Annotated in this window: 20 protein-coding genes; 10 read left to right on the plus strand and 10 right to left on the minus strand. The window is 67.1% G+C overall.

Annotated features, from left to right (window positions below):
- Positions 1–160: 160 nt before the first annotated feature.
- Positions 161–583, plus strand: a complete 423-nt coding sequence (locus AC4JJG_RS06030; RefSeq protein ID WP_495400022.1) for a hypothetical protein — start codon at positions 161–163, stop codon at positions 581–583.
- A 58-nt stretch (positions 584–641) separates the two neighbouring features.
- Here AC4JJG_RS06030 and AC4JJG_RS06035 read toward each other — a convergent pair whose 3' ends face one another.
- A complete protein-coding gene (locus AC4JJG_RS06035; protein WP_495400023.1) occupies positions 642–1,634 on the minus strand; it encodes an LLM class flavin-dependent oxidoreductase in 993 nt (330 codons plus the stop codon).
- Between the two features lie 113 nt (positions 1,635–1,747).
- On the opposite strand from AC4JJG_RS06035, the gene AC4JJG_RS06040 reads away from it, so the two are divergent.
- Both AC4JJG_RS06040 and AC4JJG_RS06045 read left to right on the plus strand, forming a co-directional pair.
- Positions 1,748–2,581, plus strand: a complete 834-nt coding sequence (locus tag AC4JJG_RS06040; protein WP_495400024.1) for an ABC transporter ATP-binding protein — start codon at positions 1,748–1,750, stop codon at positions 2,579–2,581.
- Between the two features lie 108 nt (positions 2,582–2,689).
- A complete protein-coding gene (locus AC4JJG_RS06045) occupies positions 2,690–3,514 on the plus strand; it encodes an NUDIX hydrolase (protein WP_495400025.1) in 825 nt (274 codons plus the stop codon).
- 9 nt (positions 3,515–3,523) lie between these two features.
- On the opposite strand, the gene ligD is transcribed toward AC4JJG_RS06045, so the two are convergent.
- Complete coding sequence (gene ligD / locus AC4JJG_RS06050; RefSeq protein ID WP_495400026.1) at positions 3,524–4,522, minus strand: non-homologous end-joining DNA ligase; 999 nt, start codon at positions 4,520–4,522, stop codon at positions 3,524–3,526.
- 422 nt (positions 4,523–4,944) lie between these two features.
- Here ligD and AC4JJG_RS06055 point away from each other — a divergent pair, with 422 nt between their 5' ends.
- Genes AC4JJG_RS06055 through AC4JJG_RS06065 form a run of 3 tightly spaced genes read left to right on the plus strand, consistent with a single transcriptional unit; the run spans position 4,945 to position 8,023 of the window.
- Positions 4,945–5,733 (plus strand): enoyl-CoA hydratase/isomerase family protein, encoded by a 789-nt coding sequence (locus tag AC4JJG_RS06055; RefSeq protein ID WP_495400027.1) that lies wholly within the window; start codon positions 4,945–4,947, stop codon positions 5,731–5,733.
- Positions 5,734–5,779: 46 nt separating this feature from the next.
- The gene (locus AC4JJG_RS06060) at positions 5,780–6,763 is read left to right on the plus strand and encodes a methyltransferase domain-containing protein (RefSeq protein WP_495400028.1); all 984 of its coding nucleotides are present in this window, start codon (positions 5,780–5,782) and stop codon (positions 6,761–6,763) included.
- A 48-nt stretch (positions 6,764–6,811) separates the two neighbouring features.
- Positions 6,812–8,023, plus strand: a complete 1,212-nt coding sequence (locus AC4JJG_RS06065) for a THUMP-like domain-containing protein (protein WP_495400029.1) — start codon at positions 6,812–6,814, stop codon at positions 8,021–8,023.
- Here AC4JJG_RS06065 and AC4JJG_RS06070 read toward each other — a convergent pair.
- Positions 7,943–9,292, minus strand: coding sequence for an MFS transporter (locus AC4JJG_RS06070; RefSeq protein WP_495400030.1), 1,350 nt, complete (start codon positions 9,290–9,292; stop codon positions 7,943–7,945). The two genes, AC4JJG_RS06065 and AC4JJG_RS06070, sit on opposite strands and share 81 nt — an antisense overlap.
- Positions 9,293–9,346: 54 nt before the next feature.
- Between AC4JJG_RS06070 and AC4JJG_RS06075 the strand changes: the two genes are divergently transcribed.
- Positions 9,347–10,342 carry a GlxA family transcriptional regulator gene (locus AC4JJG_RS06075; protein ID WP_495400031.1) on the plus strand — a complete coding sequence of 332 codons (996 nt, stop codon included), beginning with the start codon at positions 9,347–9,349 and terminating at the stop codon, positions 10,340–10,342.
- 29 nt (positions 10,343–10,371) lie between these two features.
- Here AC4JJG_RS06075 and AC4JJG_RS06080 read toward each other — a convergent pair whose 3' ends face one another.
- The gene (locus tag AC4JJG_RS06080) at positions 10,372–11,367 is read right to left on the minus strand and encodes a hypothetical protein (RefSeq protein ID WP_495400032.1); all 996 of its coding nucleotides are present in this window, start codon (positions 11,365–11,367) and stop codon (positions 10,372–10,374) included.
- 195 nt (positions 11,368–11,562) lie between these two features.
- Here AC4JJG_RS06080 and AC4JJG_RS06085 point away from each other — a divergent pair, with 195 nt between their 5' ends.
- A complete protein-coding gene (locus tag AC4JJG_RS06085) occupies positions 11,563–12,186 on the plus strand; it encodes a DUF3887 domain-containing protein (RefSeq protein WP_495400033.1) in 624 nt (207 codons plus the stop codon).
- A gap of 18 nt (positions 12,187–12,204) precedes the next feature.
- Here the strand turns inward: AC4JJG_RS06085 and AC4JJG_RS06090 are convergent, their stop codons facing one another.
- Positions 12,205–13,545, minus strand: a complete 1,341-nt coding sequence (locus AC4JJG_RS06090) for an outer membrane protein assembly factor BamB family protein (RefSeq protein ID WP_495400034.1) — start codon at positions 13,543–13,545, stop codon at positions 12,205–12,207.
- Positions 13,546–13,641: 96 nt separating this feature from the next.
- Here AC4JJG_RS06090 and AC4JJG_RS06095 point away from each other — a divergent pair, with 96 nt between their 5' ends.
- Positions 13,642–14,394 (plus strand): acyltransferase, encoded by a 753-nt coding sequence (locus tag AC4JJG_RS06095; protein ID WP_495400035.1) that lies wholly within the window; start codon positions 13,642–13,644, stop codon positions 14,392–14,394.
- Here the strand turns inward: AC4JJG_RS06095 and AC4JJG_RS06100 are convergent.
- From AC4JJG_RS06100 to AC4JJG_RS06120, 5 genes are all read right to left on the minus strand, one after another.
- On the minus strand, positions 14,391–14,639 hold the full coding sequence (locus AC4JJG_RS06100; RefSeq protein WP_495400036.1) for a hypothetical protein: 249 nt from the start codon (positions 14,637–14,639) through the stop codon (positions 14,391–14,393). The two genes, AC4JJG_RS06095 and AC4JJG_RS06100, sit on opposite strands and share 4 nt — an antisense overlap.
- Before the next feature lie 99 nt (positions 14,640–14,738).
- The gene (locus AC4JJG_RS06105; RefSeq protein ID WP_495400037.1) at positions 14,739–15,407 is read right to left on the minus strand and encodes an AIM24 family protein; all 669 of its coding nucleotides are present in this window, start codon (positions 15,405–15,407) and stop codon (positions 14,739–14,741) included.
- A gap of 54 nt (positions 15,408–15,461) precedes the next feature.
- Entirely contained in the window at positions 15,462–16,736 is a 1,275-nt protein-coding gene (locus tag AC4JJG_RS06110) for a glycosyltransferase family 4 protein (RefSeq protein ID WP_495400038.1), read from the minus strand.
- A complete protein-coding gene (locus AC4JJG_RS06115) occupies positions 16,733–18,337 on the minus strand; it encodes a 1,4-alpha-glucan branching protein domain-containing protein (protein WP_495400039.1) in 1,605 nt (534 codons plus the stop codon). The genes AC4JJG_RS06110 and AC4JJG_RS06115 overlap by 4 nt, the downstream gene beginning before the upstream one ends.
- A gap of 17 nt (positions 18,338–18,354) precedes the next feature.
- Positions 18,355–19,134, minus strand: coding sequence for a class I SAM-dependent methyltransferase (locus AC4JJG_RS06120; RefSeq protein WP_495400040.1), 780 nt, complete (start codon positions 19,132–19,134; stop codon positions 18,355–18,357).
- Positions 19,135–19,386: 252 nt separating this feature from the next.
- On the opposite strand from AC4JJG_RS06120, the gene sfnG reads away from it, so the two are divergent.
- A complete protein-coding gene (gene sfnG, locus AC4JJG_RS06125) occupies positions 19,387–20,511 on the plus strand; it encodes a dimethylsulfone monooxygenase SfnG (RefSeq protein ID WP_495400041.1) in 1,125 nt (374 codons plus the stop codon).
- Positions 20,512–20,725 lie beyond the last annotated feature (214 nt).

Consider the following 20,725-nt stretch of genomic DNA (forward strand, 5'->3'; position numbering starts at 1 on the left):
TCCGAGCCCGGATGAGCGCGCACCGTGCGCGCATCGACGACCTCCGGATACACACCCATCCGCGGCCCCGGCGGCTCCGAATCCCCCGTGCTCACCGACAGGTCCACGGTGTCCACCGCTGAGCACGACAACCACTGAACACGACAACACAGGAGTCACGATGAAGAACAGCTCACGATTCGCCGCAGGTCTGCTGGTCGCCGGTGCCGCCGCTGTCGGACTGATCGGCCTCGACGGTGCGGGCACAGCCCAGGCCGCTCCGAGCGTCTGCGGTGCGTTGCCGGGCCAGATGGCGCAGGCCGCGGATTGTTCGGCGGAGGCGGCGCCGTCCGGGCTCAGCCTGGCGATCGCCGACAACGGCGGACAGGCGACATCGAAGGCAGGCGCCCTCTCCGGGCCCGCCGCCATCGCCCTGGGACCCAACGCGTCGGTGACGGCCACCGGCGTCCGGCCGGGACTCGCGATCGGGATCGCCGGACCCGGCGCGACAGTGGTCATCGACGGCAAGAAGGGGCCGACCTGCACGGGCACCGGTCCGGCCTTCGCGGGAGACTTCCAGACGCTGCGCGGATGCTGGCGATGAGGCGCGTCCGGTGATCGGGCGTGCACCGGGTGGCGGCCCGGTGCACGCCTCCGGGGCGTCAACCGGCGGAGGCAGGCTGGAGATTCGGCGCGAGCTTGCGCACGGTGTTCAGCCGGATCTCGCGGTCGGGAGCGGTCGACGCGATCATGATCTCGTCGGCATCGGCATGTTCGGCGAACCGGTCCAGGAAACCGCGGACCTCGTCGGGTGTGCCGATCCCGGCGTACTTCATCATCTGGTGGACCTGCTGGCCCTGGGGCATCTCCAGGATCATGTCGGCCTCCTCGTCGGTGAAGTGCCGATCCCGTCCGAACAACAGATTCACGCGCTGCCGCCGCGCGATCTGCGCCTGCTGCTCCGCGATCTCCGGGTCGTCGTCGACGATCGCCGAGACGCCGGCGATCACATACGGTTCGCTCAGTTCGTCGGACGGCCGGAAGTCCTTGCGGTACACCGCAACCGCCTGTTCCAGAGCCTGGGGCGCGAAATGCGACGCGAAGGCGTAGGGCAGACCGAGTGCGGCCGCCAGTTGCGCGCCGAACAACGACGATCCGAGGATGTAGAGCGGAACATTCGTCCCCTTGCCCGGCGTGGCCTGCACACCTTCGACACGGGAGACGTCGCGGAGGTAGCCCTGCAGTTCGACGACGTCGGAGGGAAACCGGTCGGCGGCCGCGGGGGTGCGGCGAAGGGCCGCGAAGGTGGCCTGATCGCCGCCCGGTGCGCGGCCGAGGCCGAGATCGATGCGCCCCGGATACAACTCCGCGAGTGTGCCGAACTGTTCGGCGATCGTCAGCGGCGAGTGATTGGGCAACATGATGCCGCCCGCGCCGAGCCGAATCGATTCGGTCCGTGCGGCCACATGTGAGATCAGCACGGCAGGCGCGGACGAGGCGATGTTCGGCATGTTGTGATGCTCGGCGTACCAGACGCGGCGGTAGCCGCCGTCCTCCGCGGCGCGGGCAATGTCGACACTCGTCTTCAGACTTTCGGAGACGGCCTGCCCGGGGCCGACCTGTGCGAGATCCAATATGGACAGGGGAACGCTCATGTCTGATTCCAAGGCGCCGGGGGCGATCCCTATTCCCGGACGTAATCGACTGCGCCCGAATACGTGTCGATGCGGAGCCGCGAGGTGGCCACCGGGTAGTGCACGATAGGGGGGTGACCAACGAGAGTGATCCGGATCTGCTCATCGACTTCCGCGACGTGACGGTGGTGCGTGGCGGCAACACCCTGGTCGGCCCGGTGACCTGGCAGGTCGAACTGGACGAGCGCTGGGTGGTCATCGGACCGAACGGCGCCGGCAAGACCACGCTCATGCAATTGGCGTCCGCGCAGATGTTCCCGACCACCGGCACCGCCTTCGTGCTGAACGAAGAACTCGGCAAGGTCGAGGTACGGGAGTTGTCGACGCGGATCGGTGTCACGAGCGCCGCGATCGCCGATCGGGTGCCCGGCGGCGAGGCCGTCAGTGACGTGGTGATCTCGGCCGGCTATTCGGTGATCGGCCGGTGGCGGGAGGCCTACGACGACGTCGACCGTGTGCAGGCGGTCGAATCGCTGGAGTCGATGGGCGCCGAACACCTCGCCGACCGGGCCTTCGGCACGTTGTCCGAGGGCGAGCGCAAACGGGTGCTCATCTCGCGGGCGCTGATGACCGACCCGGAACTGCTGCTCCTCGACGAGCCGGCGGCCGGGCTCGACCTCGGTGGCCGGGAGGAACTCGTCGACCGGCTGTCGCGTCTCGCCTCGGACCCCGAAGCACCCGCGATGGTTCTGATCACCCATCACGTCGAGGAAATCCCGGACGGGTTCACGCATGCGTTGCTCCTGTCGGAGGGGGAGGTGGTGGCGCAGGGCTTGCTCACGGAGGTGCTCACCTCGGCGAACCTGTCGAAGGCGTTCCGCCAGCAGATCTCGTTGGACCGCATCGACGACCGCTACTTCGCCCGCCGCACCCGTCGGCCCGGCTCGCATCGCCGCGCCGCCGAGTGAGACGCGGATATCACCCACCCCGAGCCGCCGGATATGGTCGGTTCACCGGCCTGCTCACGTCGTGGGGATCGTGTGTGACAAGCCGTTTCCGGTGCTCGTGAGGAGGAAATGATGGCGTCCGAGACGACGGAGACCACGGGGGCCGCGCCCCTCAAGGATGCGGCCACGGTGGTACTGGTGCGGGATTCGGCGGACGGCATCGAGGTGTTCCTGCAGCGTCGCGTCAAGCAGATGGCCTTCGCCGGCGGTATGACGGTGTTCCCCGGTGGCGGTGTCGACCCGCGCGACGCCGAGGCCGACCCGGCCTGGACGGGCCCCGACGCCGCCTGGTGGGCCGACCGCTTCACCACCGACGTCCACACCGCGCAGGCGCTGGTCTGCGCCGCCGTCCGGGAGACCTTCGAGGAATGCGGCGTACTGCTGGCTACCCGGACCGACGGCACCGCGGCCGACCCCGCCGATTACGCCGCGCAACGCGATCAGCTCGTCGACAAATCGTTGTCACTGGCCGGCTTCCTGAACGCCGAAGACCTGACATTGCGCGCCGATCTGCTGCGGCCCCTGGCGCACTGGATCACCCCGGTCAACGAGAAGCGGCGCTACGACACCCGGTTCTTCCTCGCGGCCGTGCCCGACGGGCAGGAGGCCGATGACCAGACCAGCGAGGCCGAGGTCGCGCAGTGGTCCAGCGCGCAGGAGGCCCTGGACAATTGGGCGTCCGGCACACACTTCCTGCTGCCGCCCACCTGGTCCCAGCTGACCGAGATCGTGAAGTACCCGACGGTCGAGGCACTGCTGGCGGCCGAGCACACGATCACCCCGATCCAGCCGACGGTCAGTGCGGGCGCAGGCATCACGGGACTGGGTTTCGACGGCGCCGACCGCTACTTCGCCGGCTTCGACACCAAACGACTGCCTGACGTCACGGGCTGACCGGGCACATCAGGAGTCGAGGTCGACGATCTCGGTCTCTGCATCGGCGTTCTCCGCAGCGTCGGTGTCGACGGTGAGCGCATCTCGTTCGGCCCACTCGAGCAGCGTGTCCAGCCGGTAGGCGACATCATCGATCTCGGCGTTGAGATCGCCGAGTTCGGCGAAGCGGGCGGGCATCGTGGCGATGGTGAAGTCGTCCGGCGTGACGTCGTCGATCTCGGACCAGAGAACCGGTGCCGATACCGTGCCCCGCGGATTGCCGCGCACCGAATAGGCGGCGGCCATGGTGTGGTCGCGCGCGTTCTGATTGAAGTCGACGAACACGGCCGCCGGGTCGCGGTCCTTGCGCCACCAGGCGGTCGTGACATCCTGTGGCGCACGGCGTTCCACCTCTGTGGCGAAAGCGAGCGCAGCCTGCCGGACCTGGGTGAAATCCCAATCCGGGACGATCCGTACGTAGATGTGCATGCCGCGCCCGCCGGACGTCTTGGGGAAGCCGCGCATGCCGAGTTCGTCGAGTACCTCGTGGACCACATGGGCCACCCGCTGAATGCGCGAGAAGGGGCAGTCGGGCATGGGGTCGAGGTCGATCCGCAACTCGTCGGGTGACTCCGGATCGGTGCACCGGGAGTTCCAGGGGTGGAACTCGACGGTGGACATCTGGACGGCCCAGATCACCGAGGCGAGTTCGGTGACGCACAGTTCGTCGGCGGTGCGTCCGAAGCGCGGGAACCAGATCTCGGTCGTCTTCACCCAGTCGGGGGCACCCGCGGGGAGACGCTTCTGGTGGACCTTCTTGCCGTCGACGCCCTTGGGGAACCGGTGCAGCATGCAGGGACGATCGCGTAGCGCCCGGACGATGCCGTCACCGACGGACATGTAGTACTCGGCCAGATCCAGCTTCGTCTCACCGCGCTCGGAGAAGTAGACGCGGTAGGGGCTCGACAGACGCACGGTCCGGTCGTCGACCTGCAGTTGGACCGGCGCGCCCGCATCGGAGGAGGCCATGCGTCAACTCTAGGGGTCGTCGGTGTTCGGTGGGATGGCGTCGAGTCACTAAGAGTCCTGTGCAGAATCACGCAAAATGTGTCCCACGTCACATAAATTGTGTCAGGCTTGAAGCGTCGCGGCGGGTCGGGTGAGAGCAACTCGCGTCGAACGTCGAGGCAACCGCAGAGGTGCGGATGTTGTGAGGAGAAGCGCGTGGGAAGTTCCTTCGGTGGCGACATGATCAGTGGTGGCCTTCTGAACATCATCATTTCGATGTTCAACGGGGGTTCGTCGATGGGAGGCATCGGCCTGCCGCCGGTCTGAACCTCGGTCGATCCCGTTCGGGCGTCGCGAACCTTCCCGGGTGCGCGGCGCCCGAACTTCTGTCCGGGGCGGAGGCCAGCGAAAACCCGGCGGTTCGCGGACGGTAGCCTTCGTGCATGGCTGAGTTCGTCACACTGGAGACATCCGCAGATCATCCGGGCGTGGGCACCATCCTGCTCAACCGGCCGCCCATGAACGCGTTGAACCGTCAGGTGCAGACCGAGTTGGCGGCGGCCGCCGAGGAGGCGACCCTGCGCGACGACATCAAGGCGGTCGTCATCTACGGCGGACCCAAGGTGCTGGCCGCGGGTGCCGACATCAAAGAGATGAACGACATGACCTACGCCGAGATGAGCAAGATCGCGGGTCGCCTGCAGGATGATCTCGGCGCGATCTCCGAGATTCCCAAGCCGACCGTCGCGGCGATTACCGGCTACGCGCTCGGAGGCGGTCTCGAAGTCGCACTGAGTGCGGATCGTCGTATCGCCGGTGACAACGCGAAGCTGGGTGTGCCCGAGGTGCTGCTCGGCGTCATCCCCGGTGGCGGTGGCACTCAGCGTCTGGCCCGCCTCGTGGGTCCGGCGAAGGCCAAGGACATGGTCTTCACCGGACGTTTCGTGGACGCCGCCGAGGCGCTGGAGATCGGACTCGTCGACGAGGTCGTCGCACCCGACGAGGTCTACAACGCCGCGCTGGCGTGGGCGGGTCAGTTCCGCAATGCCGCATCGATCGCGCTCGCGGCCGCCAAGAAGGCCATCGATCAGGGGCTGGGCGTGGATCTCGCGACCGGCCTGAATATCGAGGAGCAACTGTTCGCCGCGCTGTTCGCCACCGAGGACCGGGCCATCGGCATGAAGTCCTTCGTGGAGAACGGCCCCGGCAAGGCCGAGTTCACCGGCAAGTGACGACCCGGGCAGCCGACGACCCATCATCGCAAGGAGTACCGCAGAGATGACCACCAACGTGAGCCGGGACGCCGATCCCACACCGAACCCGCACGCCACCGAGGAACAGGTGCAGGCGGCGCTCAAGGACAGCAAGCTGGCCCAGGTGCTGTATCACGACTGGGAGGCGGAGACCTACGACGAGAAGTGGTCCATCTCCTACGACGAACGCTGCATCGATTATGCGCGTGGACGTTTCGACGCCAGCGGCGCCGACGCCTCGGACCTGCCGTACGGTCGCGCGATGGAATTGGGGTGTGGTACCGGCTTCTTCCTTCTCAATCTGATGCAGTCGGGTGTGGCCGAGAAGGGGTCGGTCACCGACCTCTCGCCGGGCATGGTGAAGGTCGCGCTGCGCAATGCGGAGAACCTCGGACTCGACGTCGATGGCCGCGTCGCCGATGCGGAGAAGATCCCGTACGAGGACAACACCTTCGATCTGGTCGTCGGACACGCTGTGCTGCACCACATCCCGGACGTCGAACAGGCGCTGCGCGAGGTCTTGCGGGTCCTCAAGCCGGGCGGTCGTTTCGTGTTCGCCGGTGAGCCGACCACGATCGGTGACTTCTACGCGCGCTGGATGAGCCGCGCGACATGGGCCGCGACCACCACCATCACCAAACTCGGGCCGCTCCGGGCATGGCGCCGTCCGCAGGAGGAACTCGACGAGTCCTCGCGTGCCGCCGCGCTGGAGGCCGTTGTCGACATCCACACCTTCGATCCGGCCGAGTTGGAGCGTATGGCGCGCAATGCCGGTGCGGTGCAGGTGGATACGGCGACCGAGGAATTCGCGGCCGCCATGCTCGGCTGGCCGGTCCGTACCTTCGAGGCCGCGGTGCCGCCGGAGAAGCTCGGCTGGGGCTGGGCGATGTTCGCGTTCAACGGCTGGAAGCGACTCACCTGGCTGGACGAGAAGGTGCTCCGGAAAGTGGTGCCGCCCAAGTTCTTCTACAACGCGATCGTCACCGGAACCAAGCCCGCGGTCGACTGACGCGGGCCTTCGGGGGATCACGATCCGGATCGTGACGGGGTAGCCGTCGTGGGGTACGCATTCACGCGTGAGGACGTGGACTTTCTGCGGTCCCGCCATGGTGAGAAGGCGCTGGAGACCGCGTCGACGTTGCCGCTGACGCCCGCGTCGATGGTTGCCGACGTCTCCGAGTTGAAGGCCCGGTATCGGCCGTTCGACGCCGCGTTGGCCGACACCGTACGGTCACGCCGCAAGGCGCGCGCCAAGCTGCGCCACGCCGACGACCTCTTGCTCACCGATGACGCGCTGCAGCAGGCCACCGCGAGTGTGGTTGCGGCACATCGTGCCGCCGAGGTCGCGGCACGGTACCCGGATGCGGTGGTCCATGACATCACGTGTTCGATCGGTGCCGAGCTCGTCGAGCTGGCGGCCCGCCCCGACTTGGACGGCGTCATCGGCAGTGACCTCGACGAGATCCGGCTCGCGATGGCCGCCCATAATGCCGACGTCTCCGGGCGATCTGTGACGCTCCTCCGTGCGGATGCGCTGACCCCCACGTCGAGCGCAGACGTGATGCTGGCCGACCCGGCACGACGGGACGGCTCCGGCCGGGTGTTCCGCCTCGACCAGCTGACACCGCCGCTGCTGGACCTGCTGACCACGTACGCGGGGCGTCCGCTGGTGGTGAAATGTGCTCCGGGACTTGACTACCGGGTACTCCGGGATCGGTATGGATTCTCCGGTCAGGTGCAGATCACGTCGCTCGACGGCGGTGTGCGCGAAGCATGCCTGTGGACCGAACGTGAGGACGGACCGGCGCGCCGCGCCACCGTGCTGCGGACCGTCGCGGACGGCTCGATCCGCACCGAGGAGATCACCGATGCGGAGTCCGACGACGTGCCGGTCGCCGGGATCGGTTCGTGGATCGTCGATCCCGACGGCGCGGTCGTGCGCGCGGGACTGGTGCGCCAGTACGCGCACCGGCACGGACTGTGGCAGCTCGATCCGCAGATCGCCTACCTGACCGGCGACGCCGTGCCGGCCGGGGAGCGCGGCTTCCGGGTCCTCGAGATCGTCGGTACCTCGGAGCGGGAACTTCGCAAGGCATTGGCGGCCCGGGACTGCGGCACGCTCGAGATCCTGGTCCGCGGCCTCGACGTCGACCCGGATCGCCTTCGGAAACGATTGAAGCTCAAGGGTTCACAGTCGCTGGCGCTCATCCTCACCCGCATCGGCCGCAAGGGCGTCGGCATTCTCTGTGAGGCCGGTCTGCGCCACTGACGGAGCCATGGGTCTCCGGATGGCGGCGCAGAGGAGTGCGGCGAGGATGCACAGCCCTGCCGCCACATAGAAGGCGATGTCGTAGCTGCCCTGGGTGTCCCGGACGTAACCGGCTCCGAAAGCGGCCACCGCGGCGCCCAGCTGATGTGAGGCGAAGACCCAGCCGAATACCACCGGGGTGTCGGCGCCGAAGTACTGCCGGCAGATGGCGATCGTCGGTGGCACGGTCGCCACCCAGTCGAGCCCGTAGAAGATGATGAACACCCATGTCGACGGTTCGGCGTGGGGCGACAGCAACATCGGCAGCAACACCAGCGATGCTCCGCGTCCGACGTAGTAGACGACGAGGAGTATGCGGGGATCGATGCGGTCGGTCAGCCAGCCGGAGAAGATCGTGCCCGCGACGTCGAAGATCCCGATCGTCGCGAGCAGCGACGCGGCGAGGGTCGTCGGCATGCCGTGATCATGGGCCGCGGGGATGAAGTGCGTGCCGATGAGGCCGTTCGTCGTCATCCCGCAGATCGCGAAACTGCCTGCGAGCAACCAGAATGCCGGTACTCGGAGCCCACGTACGAGTCCCTGGGCGGCGGCGCCGAAGCTGCCGTTGGGCAGATGTTCCTCGGGGGCGTCGGGGCTCGCGCCGTACGCGGTGGTACCGACATCACGCGGGTGGTCGCGCATCAGCACGAGCACGAGTGGCAGGACCGCGAGCGCGGACGCGGCGACGACCGTCGAGGCCCAGCGCCATCCGAAGGCGTCGGACAGATGTGCGACCACCGGCAGGAAGATGAGCTGGCCGGTGGCGCCGGCGGCGGTGAGTAGGCCGGTGACGAGCCCGCGCTGCCGGACGAACCAGCGGGTCGACACGGTCGCGACGAAGCCCATCGAGATCGATCCCGTACCCAGTCCGACGAGAACGCCCCAGAGCAGCAGCAGTTGCCAGCTCGCCGTCATGAACACACCCAGGCCGGTTCCTGCCGCGATGAGCAGGAGCGCGCCCGCCAGGATCGGGCGGATCCCGAACCGGTCCATCAGAGCCGCCGCGAACGGCGCGGTGACACCGAACAGCACCATGTTGATCGACATCGCCGCGCCGATCGTCGCGTGCGACCACCCGAATTCCATATGCAGGGGATCCATGAACACGCTGGGCACGGCTCGGAAACCGGCCGCGCCGATGATCGCGACGAAGCTCACGGCCGCGACGATCCAGTGCCACGGCACGGTGCTTCGCGTCGGCCCGGTGACGCGCACAGGGGATGAGGTCATGGAGTACAGCATCGGGTATGTCGGTACGCCGCGGAAAGTGGCATGATTGCCAATATGTCGGAAGATTCAGCCAGTGTTGGAATCCCAGCCACCACGCGGCACCGGGTCGCGGTGTTGCTGCTCGAACCGCTCGTGGGATTCGACGCCACCATCCCGCCGCTGATCTTCGGGCAGGCGGTCGATGATGCCGGTGCAACCCTGTACGACGTCATCACCTGTGGGTTGGGTGGACCGGTGTCGTCGACCACCGATTACCAGATGGTGCCCGCGGCAGGACCGGAGGCGCTGACGACCGCCGACACCGTGATCATTCCTGGCACCAAGGTCGCCGAGGCGCGCCACGAGGGCAGGCTGTCGCCGGAACTGTCGGCCGCGCTGGCCGGTATTCGTCCCGGAACACGCATGGTCTCGATCTGTACCGGTGCCTTCGTGCTCGGCGCGGCCGGATACCTCGACGGCCGTCCGGCGACGACCCACTGGCGGTACGCCGACGACTTCCGGCAGTTGTTCCCCGCGGTCGATCTCGACGAGACCGTGTTGTTCGTCGACGACGGGGACGTGCTCACGTCCGCGGGCCTCGCCGCGGGCATCGACCTCTGTCTGCACATCGTTCGTCGCGACCATGGTGTGGCGGTGGCGAATCAGGTCGCGCGACACTGTGTGGTGCCCCCGTGGCGCGAGGGCGGTCAGGCGCAGTTCATCGAGCGGCATGTGCCGACCGACGACGACCGGAGTACCGCCGGAGCCCGTGCGTGGGCTCTGGCCAATCTGGCCGAGCCGCTCACCGTGCCGCAGCTCGCCGCGCGGGCGCGCATGAGTGAGCGAACCTTCGCGCGCCGGTTCCGTGCGGAAACCGGTGTGTCACCGGGTATTTGGGTCCGTGACCGCCGACTCGAGCAGGCGCGGGAACTCCTCGAGGCCGGTGAGCTCTCCGTGGACCTCGTCGCCGAGCGCTCCGGCCTGGGCTCGGCCGACAATCTTCGTCACCATCTTCGCCGGGGGCTCGGGGTCTCGCCGACGGCCTACCGTCACACCTTCGCGCAGCGGTAGCCGCCGTATCCGAATCGATCGCAGACGGTCTACTTCTTCCATTCCACGAAGGAAAGTCCCTTGGTATACAAGGGATTCTTGGAGTCCTCAATTCGCACCATGACTCCCTTGGCCTCGCCTGCGCCCTTGATGCCCACGATCGTGCAGGCGGTGACGACCCCGGTCTTCTCGTCGGTCGAGTGCTTCTCGGGACAGGAGTCGGTGCCGAAGTTGAAAGTGCCGGTCTTCGCCCCGGTGTCGCCGGTCAGCAACTTCGGCGAGCTGATGGTGTCCATCGACGGCTGACCTGCAACCACCTTGACCTTGTATCGCACGTAGTAGGCCGAGGTCACCTCGTCCGCCGACTCCGATGACATGGCCTTGCGGATATCGCCGATGTCCGCGGACTCGATGTCGGTCACGGTCACCTCAACAGCGGACGCGTCATCGCGCGTCGGGATCGTCGCGGTCTGTCCGAGTTTCAGCGTCGTACGGGCGGGCGTGAACTTCGCGTCGGAGACCGGGGGCAATGCGGTCTCGGTCGGCTCCGGCGGCGCGACCGTGGGGGCCCCGAATTGAATGGTCGTGGGGAACTTGTCGGAGGTGACCTTCGAGATCGACTCCGACGTTTTCGCGGCCTTGTCGCCGCACCGTTCGACGACCTTCTTGGCCAGGGCGACGATCCGGTCCCGCGAGGCCAGGACCTCGTCGGACTTCTTGTCCTTGATGGCCTGATCGAGTGGACCCTGCTCGTCGTACAAGCCGATGGTCGTGGCGCGGAGTTCGTCGTCCTTGAGGAGCGTGCGCATCAACTCCTTGGAGGTCGACTGAGTGCGGTCGCTGTCGATGGCGTAGCCGGTATCGAGGATGCTGATCAGGGGGAACATCGTGAGGTCGGCGACGGAAGTGCTCATCGCGCAGTCCTGGGAGCCGGTGCTTCCGGACTGTGGCTTGGTGGCGTCGTCGGAGTCGCTGTTGCCGCATCCGGCCAGCACCAGCACACCTGCGGTGGCGGCGACGACGATTCCCTTGAGTTCCCGCTTCATGTCCAACTTCCCGAGGTCGGGGCCACGTCCATCTGCGACGCGGCCATCGTCTGCACTCAATCACACGAACCGGGTACGCCGAGCGTTCCTCCTTTCGGATACAGCGCAATTCAGTCATACGAACGACAGATGGAACCGAACGAGGATGTAAAGGAAACCTTGACAGGGGCCGGGTTGTAAACCTACGGTTTACGCATGGACGACATCGAACGACTGGCCCGGGAGGTCGAACAGTTCGCGCGCGGAGTCGGAACCGCGTCGCCGGAGACGGCGCGAGCGGGGGCGCTCGCTCGCGTGCACGACGCTTGGCAACTCGGCGGGCGGGCAGAGGAATTGCTCAGTGCCACAGCACGTCAGGCCAAGGCTGCCGGATGCACCTGGCAGGAGATCGGGGATGTGGTGGGGGTGACCCGGCAGGCCGCGTTCCAGAGATTCGGAAAGCCCATCGATCCGAGGACAGGAGAACCCATGCTGAAGAATGTGGTGCCGAATGCCGACATGATGGCCCTGGATCTCGTGGAGCGTTTGATGGCCGGGGAGTGGTCGGCCATCACAGGTCGGTTCGATCCCACGATGGCGAGGTCGATCGACGAGGTCGGTCTTGCGGACGCGTGGGCGTCGATGGTGGCGATCGGTGGCGAACCCGAAAGCGTTGGAACACCTTTCGTGCGACTCCACGGACTGCACACGATGGTCGACGTGCCGATCGAGCAGGAGGCGGGATCGACGGTGTGCCGGATCGGCTACGACCCCGACGGCCGCATCGCCGGGCTGTTCTTCCTCAATCCCGATGCGGTGCAATCAGACACCCCGACGTAGCGGGGCGGTGCCCGTCTGTCAGGAGATCGCGGACTTGCTGTCGAAGAAGTAGACCTCGCCGATATTCGTCGCGGTGGCGATCTGCCCGGACGGGGAGACGGCGATGCCGGTGACGAAACCGACCGAATCCGGTAGTGGCAGCGAACGTTTCGGCCGGCCGTCGGAGGTCGACACCTCCGTGAGCGACAGGCCGTCCTTGCCCTTGTCGCGAACGACCGTCCATGCGGTGTCGTGGGCGGTCAGGGTGGACAGTCCGACGGTCGCGAGATCGTCACGCTGCCAGACCTTTTCGGCACGGTCGCCCTTGTCGCGCAGCAGCGTGAGGGGTGCGCCCAATACGCCGGTGGGGATGATGAGCCCGTCCGGGGACACGGTCATGCTCGCAAAGCCGTAGCCGCCGTTGTCATACGACCACTTGGTCTTCCCGGTCGCCGCGTCGAGGGCGACTATCCGGCCCAGTCGGCTGAACGCGTAGACCGTTGCGCCGTCGGCGGAGGCGACCGTCGGGCCGATCACGCCGCCCGGGACGTCGGCGTGCCAGATCTCGCGGAGTTCACGTTTGCCGTCGACCTTCGCATACGACATGGCGCGCACCTGCGAGGCGATCGCGCCCTGCGGCCAGAAGTTGAGGAAGAACCGTTCGTGGTCGCTGTCGACGGCCGGGGGCGCGGGGATCGCGCATCGTGGGCCGTTCGTCACGCATTCGCCGAAACCGGCGAGCGGATTGTCCGGGCTGGCGTCGGGACGCAGTCGTGCCTCCGGGGCGGTGAACTCGTTGGTCTGTGTGTTCAGCAGGAGTAGTTGCCCCTGTGTGGTCGCGATCAGGGCCTCGCCGGGAGCGGCGAACTTCGCCGACAGCGGAACCCCGATCACCGGCATCCGCCAGCGGATCGCACCGCCCGCGTTGAATGCCAGGAACATGGTCTGCTCGCCGACATACGGCTGATCGAACTGATCCACCAGGAGCGAGTTGACCTCGATGCCCTCGCGCATCCGCTTACAGAAGTTCATGCGTCCGTTGTGCGGTGCGAGGACGAGCAGGTTGCAGCCGGATGCCGTTTTCGCCGATACGCCGACGTTGGACTGATTGGAGATGGTGATCGGAGCGGTCACCGGGCCGCCGGTGGGCCGCGTCCAACTCAGTTCGAGATCGTCGGGAACGCTCGGGTAGGCGAAGTTCGAGTTCGCGGAGTTGCCGCCGTAGCTCGACCATCCCGGGCTGGCCACCGAGCGGACATCGACGTGTCCGTCCGAGCACGCGGCCAGGAGCACAGCGGTGACCGTCGCCAGGATCGTTGCCAGACCGGCCCGGTTGATGCCGGATCGGCGCCTGCCGGTCCGGGGGGCTGTGCCTGCCATCGGTCTCCTGTCGATCGTGCTCACGCGCCGTCGGTCTGACGTGCCGGCTACCGAGCCTATCCTGCCGCGAATTCACGTCGATTAGGGTTTGTCCCCATGACCACGATGTGGAATGCCTCGTACCGCTCTCGATGGCGGGCGGGCCGTCGGAGAGACCCGGCTCAGGCCAGGTTCCTGACGCTCGATTCGCTGCGCTGGGTGCTGCGTAATCGTGCCTACACGCCCTGGTATCTGGTCCGCTATCTTCGTCTCGCGAGGTTCCGGCTGGCCAACCCGCACGTGATCCTGCGGGGGATGGTCTTCCTCGGCCGCAACGTCGAGATCCATGCGACACCGCAGATGGCGCGCATGGAGATCGGGCGATGGGTGCACATCGGCGACGGCAACTCGATCCGCTGTCACGAGGGCAGCCTGCGGATCGGCGACAAGACGGTCTTCGGCTGCAACAACGTCGTGAACGCCTACCTCGATCTGGAGATCGGTGGATCGACACTCGTCGCGGACTGGTGCTACATCTGCGACTTCGACCACAAGATGGACGACATCACGCTGCCCATCAAGGATCAGGGAATCGTCAAGGGGCCGGTGCGGATCGGCCCGGACACCTGGGTGGCGGCGAAGGTCACGGTGCTGCGGAACACGATCGTCGGCCGCGGTTGTGTTCTCGGCTCCCACGCGGTGGTGCGGGGAGTGGTCCCCGACTATTCGATCGCCGTCGGTGCTCCGGCGCGCGTGGTGAAGAACCGTAAGGACGCATGGGCGCGCAACGCTGCCGAGCGTGCGGAACTCGAACGCGCACTGGCCGACATCGAGCGGAAGAAGGCCGCCGCGGCCGAGCGCAAGCCCTAGCGGGTGCGGTTGTCGTCCAGGTGATGCCGGGGCTTCTGACCGCGGTCACGCTGCCAGGTGAAGTCACTGCACACCAGCGGCACGCCGCGCGGGGAGGTGGCCTTGCGCCCGGTCTCGGCGCCGATGCAGTCGGAGCCCTCCTTCGGGTGCGTTGCCGCCTGGGCCTGGGTGGCGACCGGCACGGTCAGCGCGGCGGCGACACCGAGCGCGAGGACGAAACGTCGGACCAACGGAGTCTGCTTCATGGTCCGACGGTGACACACCGCGTCCGGGAAGTCATGCCCGGAGCGGTGTGGTCGCCCAAGAACCATACGAATGACCGACGCCGTGGGCGGAATGTCCGATCAGGCGCCGGTGATGACCGGGACACCCTCGCTCGGCTGCACAACGACGAAACCCGGCCCGTGGAAGGCGAGTTGGAAGCTCTCGCCGGAGCCGCGGCCGATGAGTGCACCCATCTTGAAATCGTTCTTGATGGTCGGTGCGAGGTTGGCGGACCAGCACACCGCGGCCTGCGGATCGACGAAGGTCGGCTGCTGGGAGCAGTCCAGGATCAAGGGCGGACCGTCGCTGGTGATGCCGACGGTGCCCTGGCCCGCGAGGGTCAGGTTGAACAGACCGCCCGCGAGCATGCCGGCGTTGCCGATCGAGGTGATCTTCCACTGCAGCGAGGTGTCGAAGGCCAGCAGGCTCGACGTGTTGATGGTCAGCGATTCACCCTCGAGTTCGATGGTGAAGACGTCGCTGTTCTGGCGGGCGAAGAACACCTCGCCCTGACCGCGCACCTTCATCAGGTTGCCGCCCTCGTTGGTGAGCGCCTTCTTCAGGAAGTTGCTGACGCTGCCCGAACCCTGATGGGCGAAGTCGAACTGTCCCTGATAGGCGACCATGGCGCCCTTGGCGGCGAGCAGTTCGGGCCCGAACGCGACCCGGAGCATCTTGCTGGACTGCATCGTCCAGCGCTGGTTGGTCTGCTTCTCGTGGTTGATCTGATCGAAGATGGGACTGCGCATGCCGGATACCCCTTCATAGCCCGGGACGGCCCCGGGCTGCCGGAAACGGATGGATCAGATCGATTGTCCGGGATCCCGCTCCGGAAGGGGACGTTGCGGGATATCCGGTCGGCCGATCGCATGACGCACCCGGCGCTTCGCCGCCAGGTAGACACCGGCCGTGCGTTCGGCGACCTCGCGCCACGAGAAGTCCTCGGTGAGCCGGGCACGGGCCGCGCGGGCGCGACCGGCCGCGGCCTCCGGATCGGCGAGGGTGGCACGTACCGCGGCCGCCAGCCCGGCGACGTCAGCAGGCGCGAAGCTCAGTCCGGTCAGCGGGTCGGTGACGATCTCGGCCAGTCCGCCCGCGGTCGACACGACGAGTGGTGCGCCGGTCGCGGCGGCCTCCAGCGCGACGATCCCGAACGGCTCGTAGCGACTGGGCAGCACGATGGCGGTGCACCGGTGCATCGCCTCCACGAGACCGTCGTGGTCGACGTGGCCGACGAACCGGACGGCCTTGCTCACCCGATGTGCCCGGGCCTGTTCGATCAACCACTCCTGCTGGGTGCCGGTACCCGCGATGGTCAGGGTGGTGCCCGGATGGGTGCGCCGGATGCGGGGGAGCGCGGCCAGCAGATCCTGGACGCCCTTCTCGTATTCGAGGCGCCCGGCGTAGAGCAGTTCGGCGGGACCGGCCGGTGCGGAACGCGGAGCGAACGGCCAGGTGTCGATGTCGATGCCGTTGTGGATCACCGAGACGTCCGGGATCTCGGGACCGAAGAGGCGGGTCACCTCGTCGCGCATCGACGCCGAACATGCGATGAGCGAATCGGATTCGGTGGCCAGCCACCATTCCACCGAATGCACCTGACGGTTCGTCGGGCCGCTCACCCAGCCGCTGTGCCTGCCCGCCTCGGTGGCGTGGATCGTGGATACCAGTGGTACGTCGAAGAATTCGGCCAATGCGATGGCGGGATGGGCCACCAGCCAGTCGTGCGCGTGCACCACATCGGGTTCCCACGGAGCGGTCGCCGACGAACTGCGATCTCCGGCAAGGATTTTCAGACCGGCCCGAACGAAGGAATGGCCCATCGCCAGGGTCCACGCCATCATGTCGCGGCCGAAGTCGAATTCCGGCGGGTCCTCGGCGACGGCGACGATCCGCACCCCGTCGACCCGCGTGTCGGTGGTCGGGTGGGTCAGTGCGTCGGTGCCGGTCGGGCGACGGGTGAGGACGACGATGTCGTGACCGAGCACGGCGAGCTCGGTGGCCAGGTGGTGGACGTGCCGTCCCAGCCCGCCGACCACGACCGGCGGGTACTCCCACGAGACGATCAGAATCCTCACCGGTCTACCCCCGTAGCGTTCGGGCTCGTGCTCTCCCGGCTCTCCGGCCGGATGACGTGTTCGGTGGCGTGCGGCTCGTGGCGCAGCCTGCGGGCGTCCAGACCCGCGAACAGATTGTCGGCACGACGCCAGTTGGCTGCCAGCGTCGACGCCTGCTCGGTTCGGCCGCGCATGGCGGCGTCGCAGATCTCGCGCGTCGCGTGCGCATGTTTGTGCGCGCGGTCCACAGCGTACTGCGCCGCCGTGTCCTTCGACACCATGAACGGCCAGTCCGAGGAGAGCGTGAGGAGCGTCTCGCGCAGGATCTGATCGGCCACGCGATGGCGGCCACGGCCGCTTTCGAGAAGTTTGTCGACGGTGTCCAGAGCGGTCTCGGTGACCTCGCGGTTGAGCTGCACAAGGTGCTGGACCGCAGGGCCGTTCCACACCCGCCAGTCCTTGCCCGAACCCCACGAGGATGCCGGCAGGTCCATCGGTGCGCCGACGAAACCATTGCTTCGGGCCGTGGCCAGGGTGCCGACCGTGACGCCCGCCTCGGGCAGTCGCCGGAGTACTCGCTCGAGCCAGATCGGCCCCTCGTGCCACCAGTGACCGAACAGTTCGGTGTCGAAGGCGGCGACGACGAGCGCAGGCCTGCCCTGGCGGGTGGACTCCGAGACGAGACGCCGGCGCACGGTGTCGACGAAATCGTCGACATGCCGGTCGATCACCGGATCGGCGAGGGCCGGGTCATAGGGCTTCTTGTCCTCCGACGACACAGTCCGTCCGGTCACCCGTGCCGGTTTCAGCCCGCTGGCGTGGTCGTAGGTGTGGAAGTCCCGGTAGGCGGCATGTCCGGGGTAGCCGGACTTCGGTGACCACACCCGATAGCTGACCTCGAGGTCACGGCCGAAGGCCACCACGTCGGTGTCGCCGACGGTGCGGCCGAGCGCGGTGTCGCCGCGCAGCGTGGGACCGTCGACCATGAAGTGACCGACCCCGGCCGCCGCGTACTCGGTTTCCATGCCCGGGTCGAAGGCGCATTCCGGCGCCCAGATGCCGGAGGGGGCAAAGCCCCAGCGCGCGAATGCATCCGCCAGTCCCTCCGACAGCGAGAAACGGCGCAGTCGCGAATTCATCAGTGGCGCAAAGGGATGGGCGAGTGGTCCGCCGAGGAACTCGGCGACGCCGGACTCGGCAAGGGAACGAATCTGCGGGGACGCCCCGTGCCGCCAATGGGTTTCGAAGTCCGCCAGCGCGTTCGCCGATGCGCGATATTCACGCGTGCCGAGTGTGCGCCGGTCGGGGTCGCGGTCGATCGCCGCCTCGACGGCGCGCAATTGCCAGTCGGCCAGCCATTCGTACATCGATGCGCCGCAATGCGGATCGTCGAGTTGTGCGGCCAGGACCGGTGTGATGCCCAGCGACAGCTGGTCGGTCAGCCCGTCGGCGGCCAGTCGCCGCAGCATCGCGAAGACCGGCTGGTAGGACGCCGCCCAGGATTGATAGAGCCATTCCTCGCCCACCGGCCAGCGGCCGTGGTTGGCCAGCCACGGCAGATGAGAGTGCAGGACCAGGGTGAACTGGCCCGGGACCGATGTCGCCGACGTGGAGGTGCTCACGAGTGGTGCCGCCGGTCTCAGGGATGTCGCGCGACGGCGAACAGGTCGAGGCTGGCGTCGATGCCCGCGCCCTCCGCGGCGTCGAGGATGTCGAAGTCGCCGGTACCGATGCCGGCCACATCGGCCGCCAACTCGGCGGGCCACGCCTCACCGGCCAGGGCGCGATCGATCTGGGCATCGATGATGGAGCCGCCCCACGCCTCGTCGAGGGCGCGCAGACGTTCGCCGTGATGGACACCGAGCATCGATTCGACGACGAAGCCCCCGTCGGTCAGCAACTCGGTCAGCTCATCGGCATTCAGCTCGCGCGTGTGGAACGGGTTGAGCGGGGTGTCCCGGCCCGGGGAGAAGGTGATGCGATTCGGGGTGGACATGTACAGCACGCCGCCCGGCCGCAGCACGCGCAGGCATTCACTCACGAATTGCGGCTGATCCCACAGATGTTCGATGACCTGGAAGTTCACCACGACGTCGACCGAGTCGTCGGCGAGGGGCAGTTCGATGAGGTTGCCCCGGTGCACGATCAGGCCGGGATAGCGGCGGCGCGTGTGTTCGACGGCGCTCTCGTCGTAGTCGACACAGGTCACCGTGGCCGCGACGGTGGCCAGCATGGCCGCGCCGTATCCCTCGCCCGAACCGGCTTCGAGCACGTCGAGACCGGCGCAGGAGCGCAGGATGTGGTCGTAGGCCACCTCGTGGCGGCGGAACCAGTAGTTCTCCTCCGGGATTCCGGGGACGGTTCGTTCGCCGGTCAGCATCAATTCGCTGGTCGGGGCCATCTCGTGTGAGTCGGTCATCCCCACGAGCCTAGGCCATGGCCCCGCGCGCACTCCTTACGATCACGATGAACCTATCGTTGCCCGGATTCCGTCCCGGGTGCTGACATGGATGGCGGAGTTTCGCCTGCGCATGCCGTGATCGCGGGCCGATCTCCATGATCATTGACGCACAACGTCATTGACCTTCGCAGCACTACATCGACAAGACAGAACGGACATCGCATCGGTCGTCGCGCGACGACCGGCGGGATGCCGCGAGGACGGGGCCTGATGACCACCGAAGCAGTATCCGACGAGATCAAGTTCGCCTACTGGGTTCCCAATGTGAGCGGCGGGCTGGTGACCAGCACCATCGAGCAGCGGACGAGTTGGGATTACGACTACAACGTGAAGCTCGCGCAGACCGCCGAGAACAACGGATTCGAGTACGCGCTCTCGCAGGTGCGCTACGAGGCCAGCTACGGAGCCGAATTCCAGCATGAGTCAACGAGTTTCAGCCTCGCGCTGCTCCTCGCGACGCAGCGTCTGAAGGTCATCGCGGCGGTCCACCCGGGCCTGTGGCAGCCTGCCGTCCTCGCCAAGCTGGGCGCCACCGCCGATCACCTCTCCAACGGCCGGTTCGCGGTGAACGTGGTGAGCGGCTGGTTCAAGGACGAGTTCACCCACCTGGGCGAGCCGTGGCTCGAACACGACGAGCGGTACCGGCGCAGCGCCGAGTTCCTGCAGGTGTTGCGGAAGATCTGGACCGAGGACGACGTCGATTTCCGGGGCGACTTCTATCGCATCCACGACTTCACGCTGAAGCCGAAGCCCCTCAACACCCCCGAGCGCCCGAATCCGGAGCTGTTCCAGGGCGGCAACTCGGTGGCCGCGCGACGCAACGGCGGCCGCTACGCCGACTGGTACTTCTCCAACGGCAAGGACTTCGACGGCGTCACCGAGCAGATCGTCGACGTGCGCGCCTCGGCGCGTGAGGTGGATCGTGAGGTGAAGTTCGGCCTCAACGGGTTCATCATCGCCCGCGACACGGAGAAAGAGGCCAAGGACACCCTGCGGGAGATCGTCGAGAAGGCCAATCGCCCGGCGGTCGAGGGTTTCCGCGACGCCGTGCAGCAGGCGGGCAACTCGACCGGCGACAAGAAGGGCATGTGGGCCGATTCGACCTTCGACGACCTGGTCCAGTACAACGACGGTTTCCGGACCGGCCTGATCGGTACGCCGGAGCAGATCGCCGAGCGGATCGCGGCCTACCGCAAGCGCGGCGTCGACCTGATCCTGGGCGGTTTCCTGCACTTCCAGGAGGAGATCGAGTACTTCGGTGAGCGTGTGCTGCCGCTTGTCCGGGAGATCGAGGCGAACGAGCGCTCGGCCAACCAGGAACTCATCGGCGTCTGACGCGTCGCCACGCAGTCACGACGGATCGGCCGACGGGCCCGCCACCGCAACCGGTGGCGGGCCCGTTGTGCTGTGCGGTGAGCGGCGGCACGCCGGGCGCGGATGAGCGCGTCACCGGTCCGTCATTTGGCCTTCTGTGAGGTAGGCGATGTTTTACGCCGAAGTGCGGAAGGCTAAAGTAGGGGAGACCGAGTCCAACTTACTGGGCAGTAAG

The sequence above is a fragment of the Gordonia sp. B8661-1 genome (assembly GCF_059427765.1).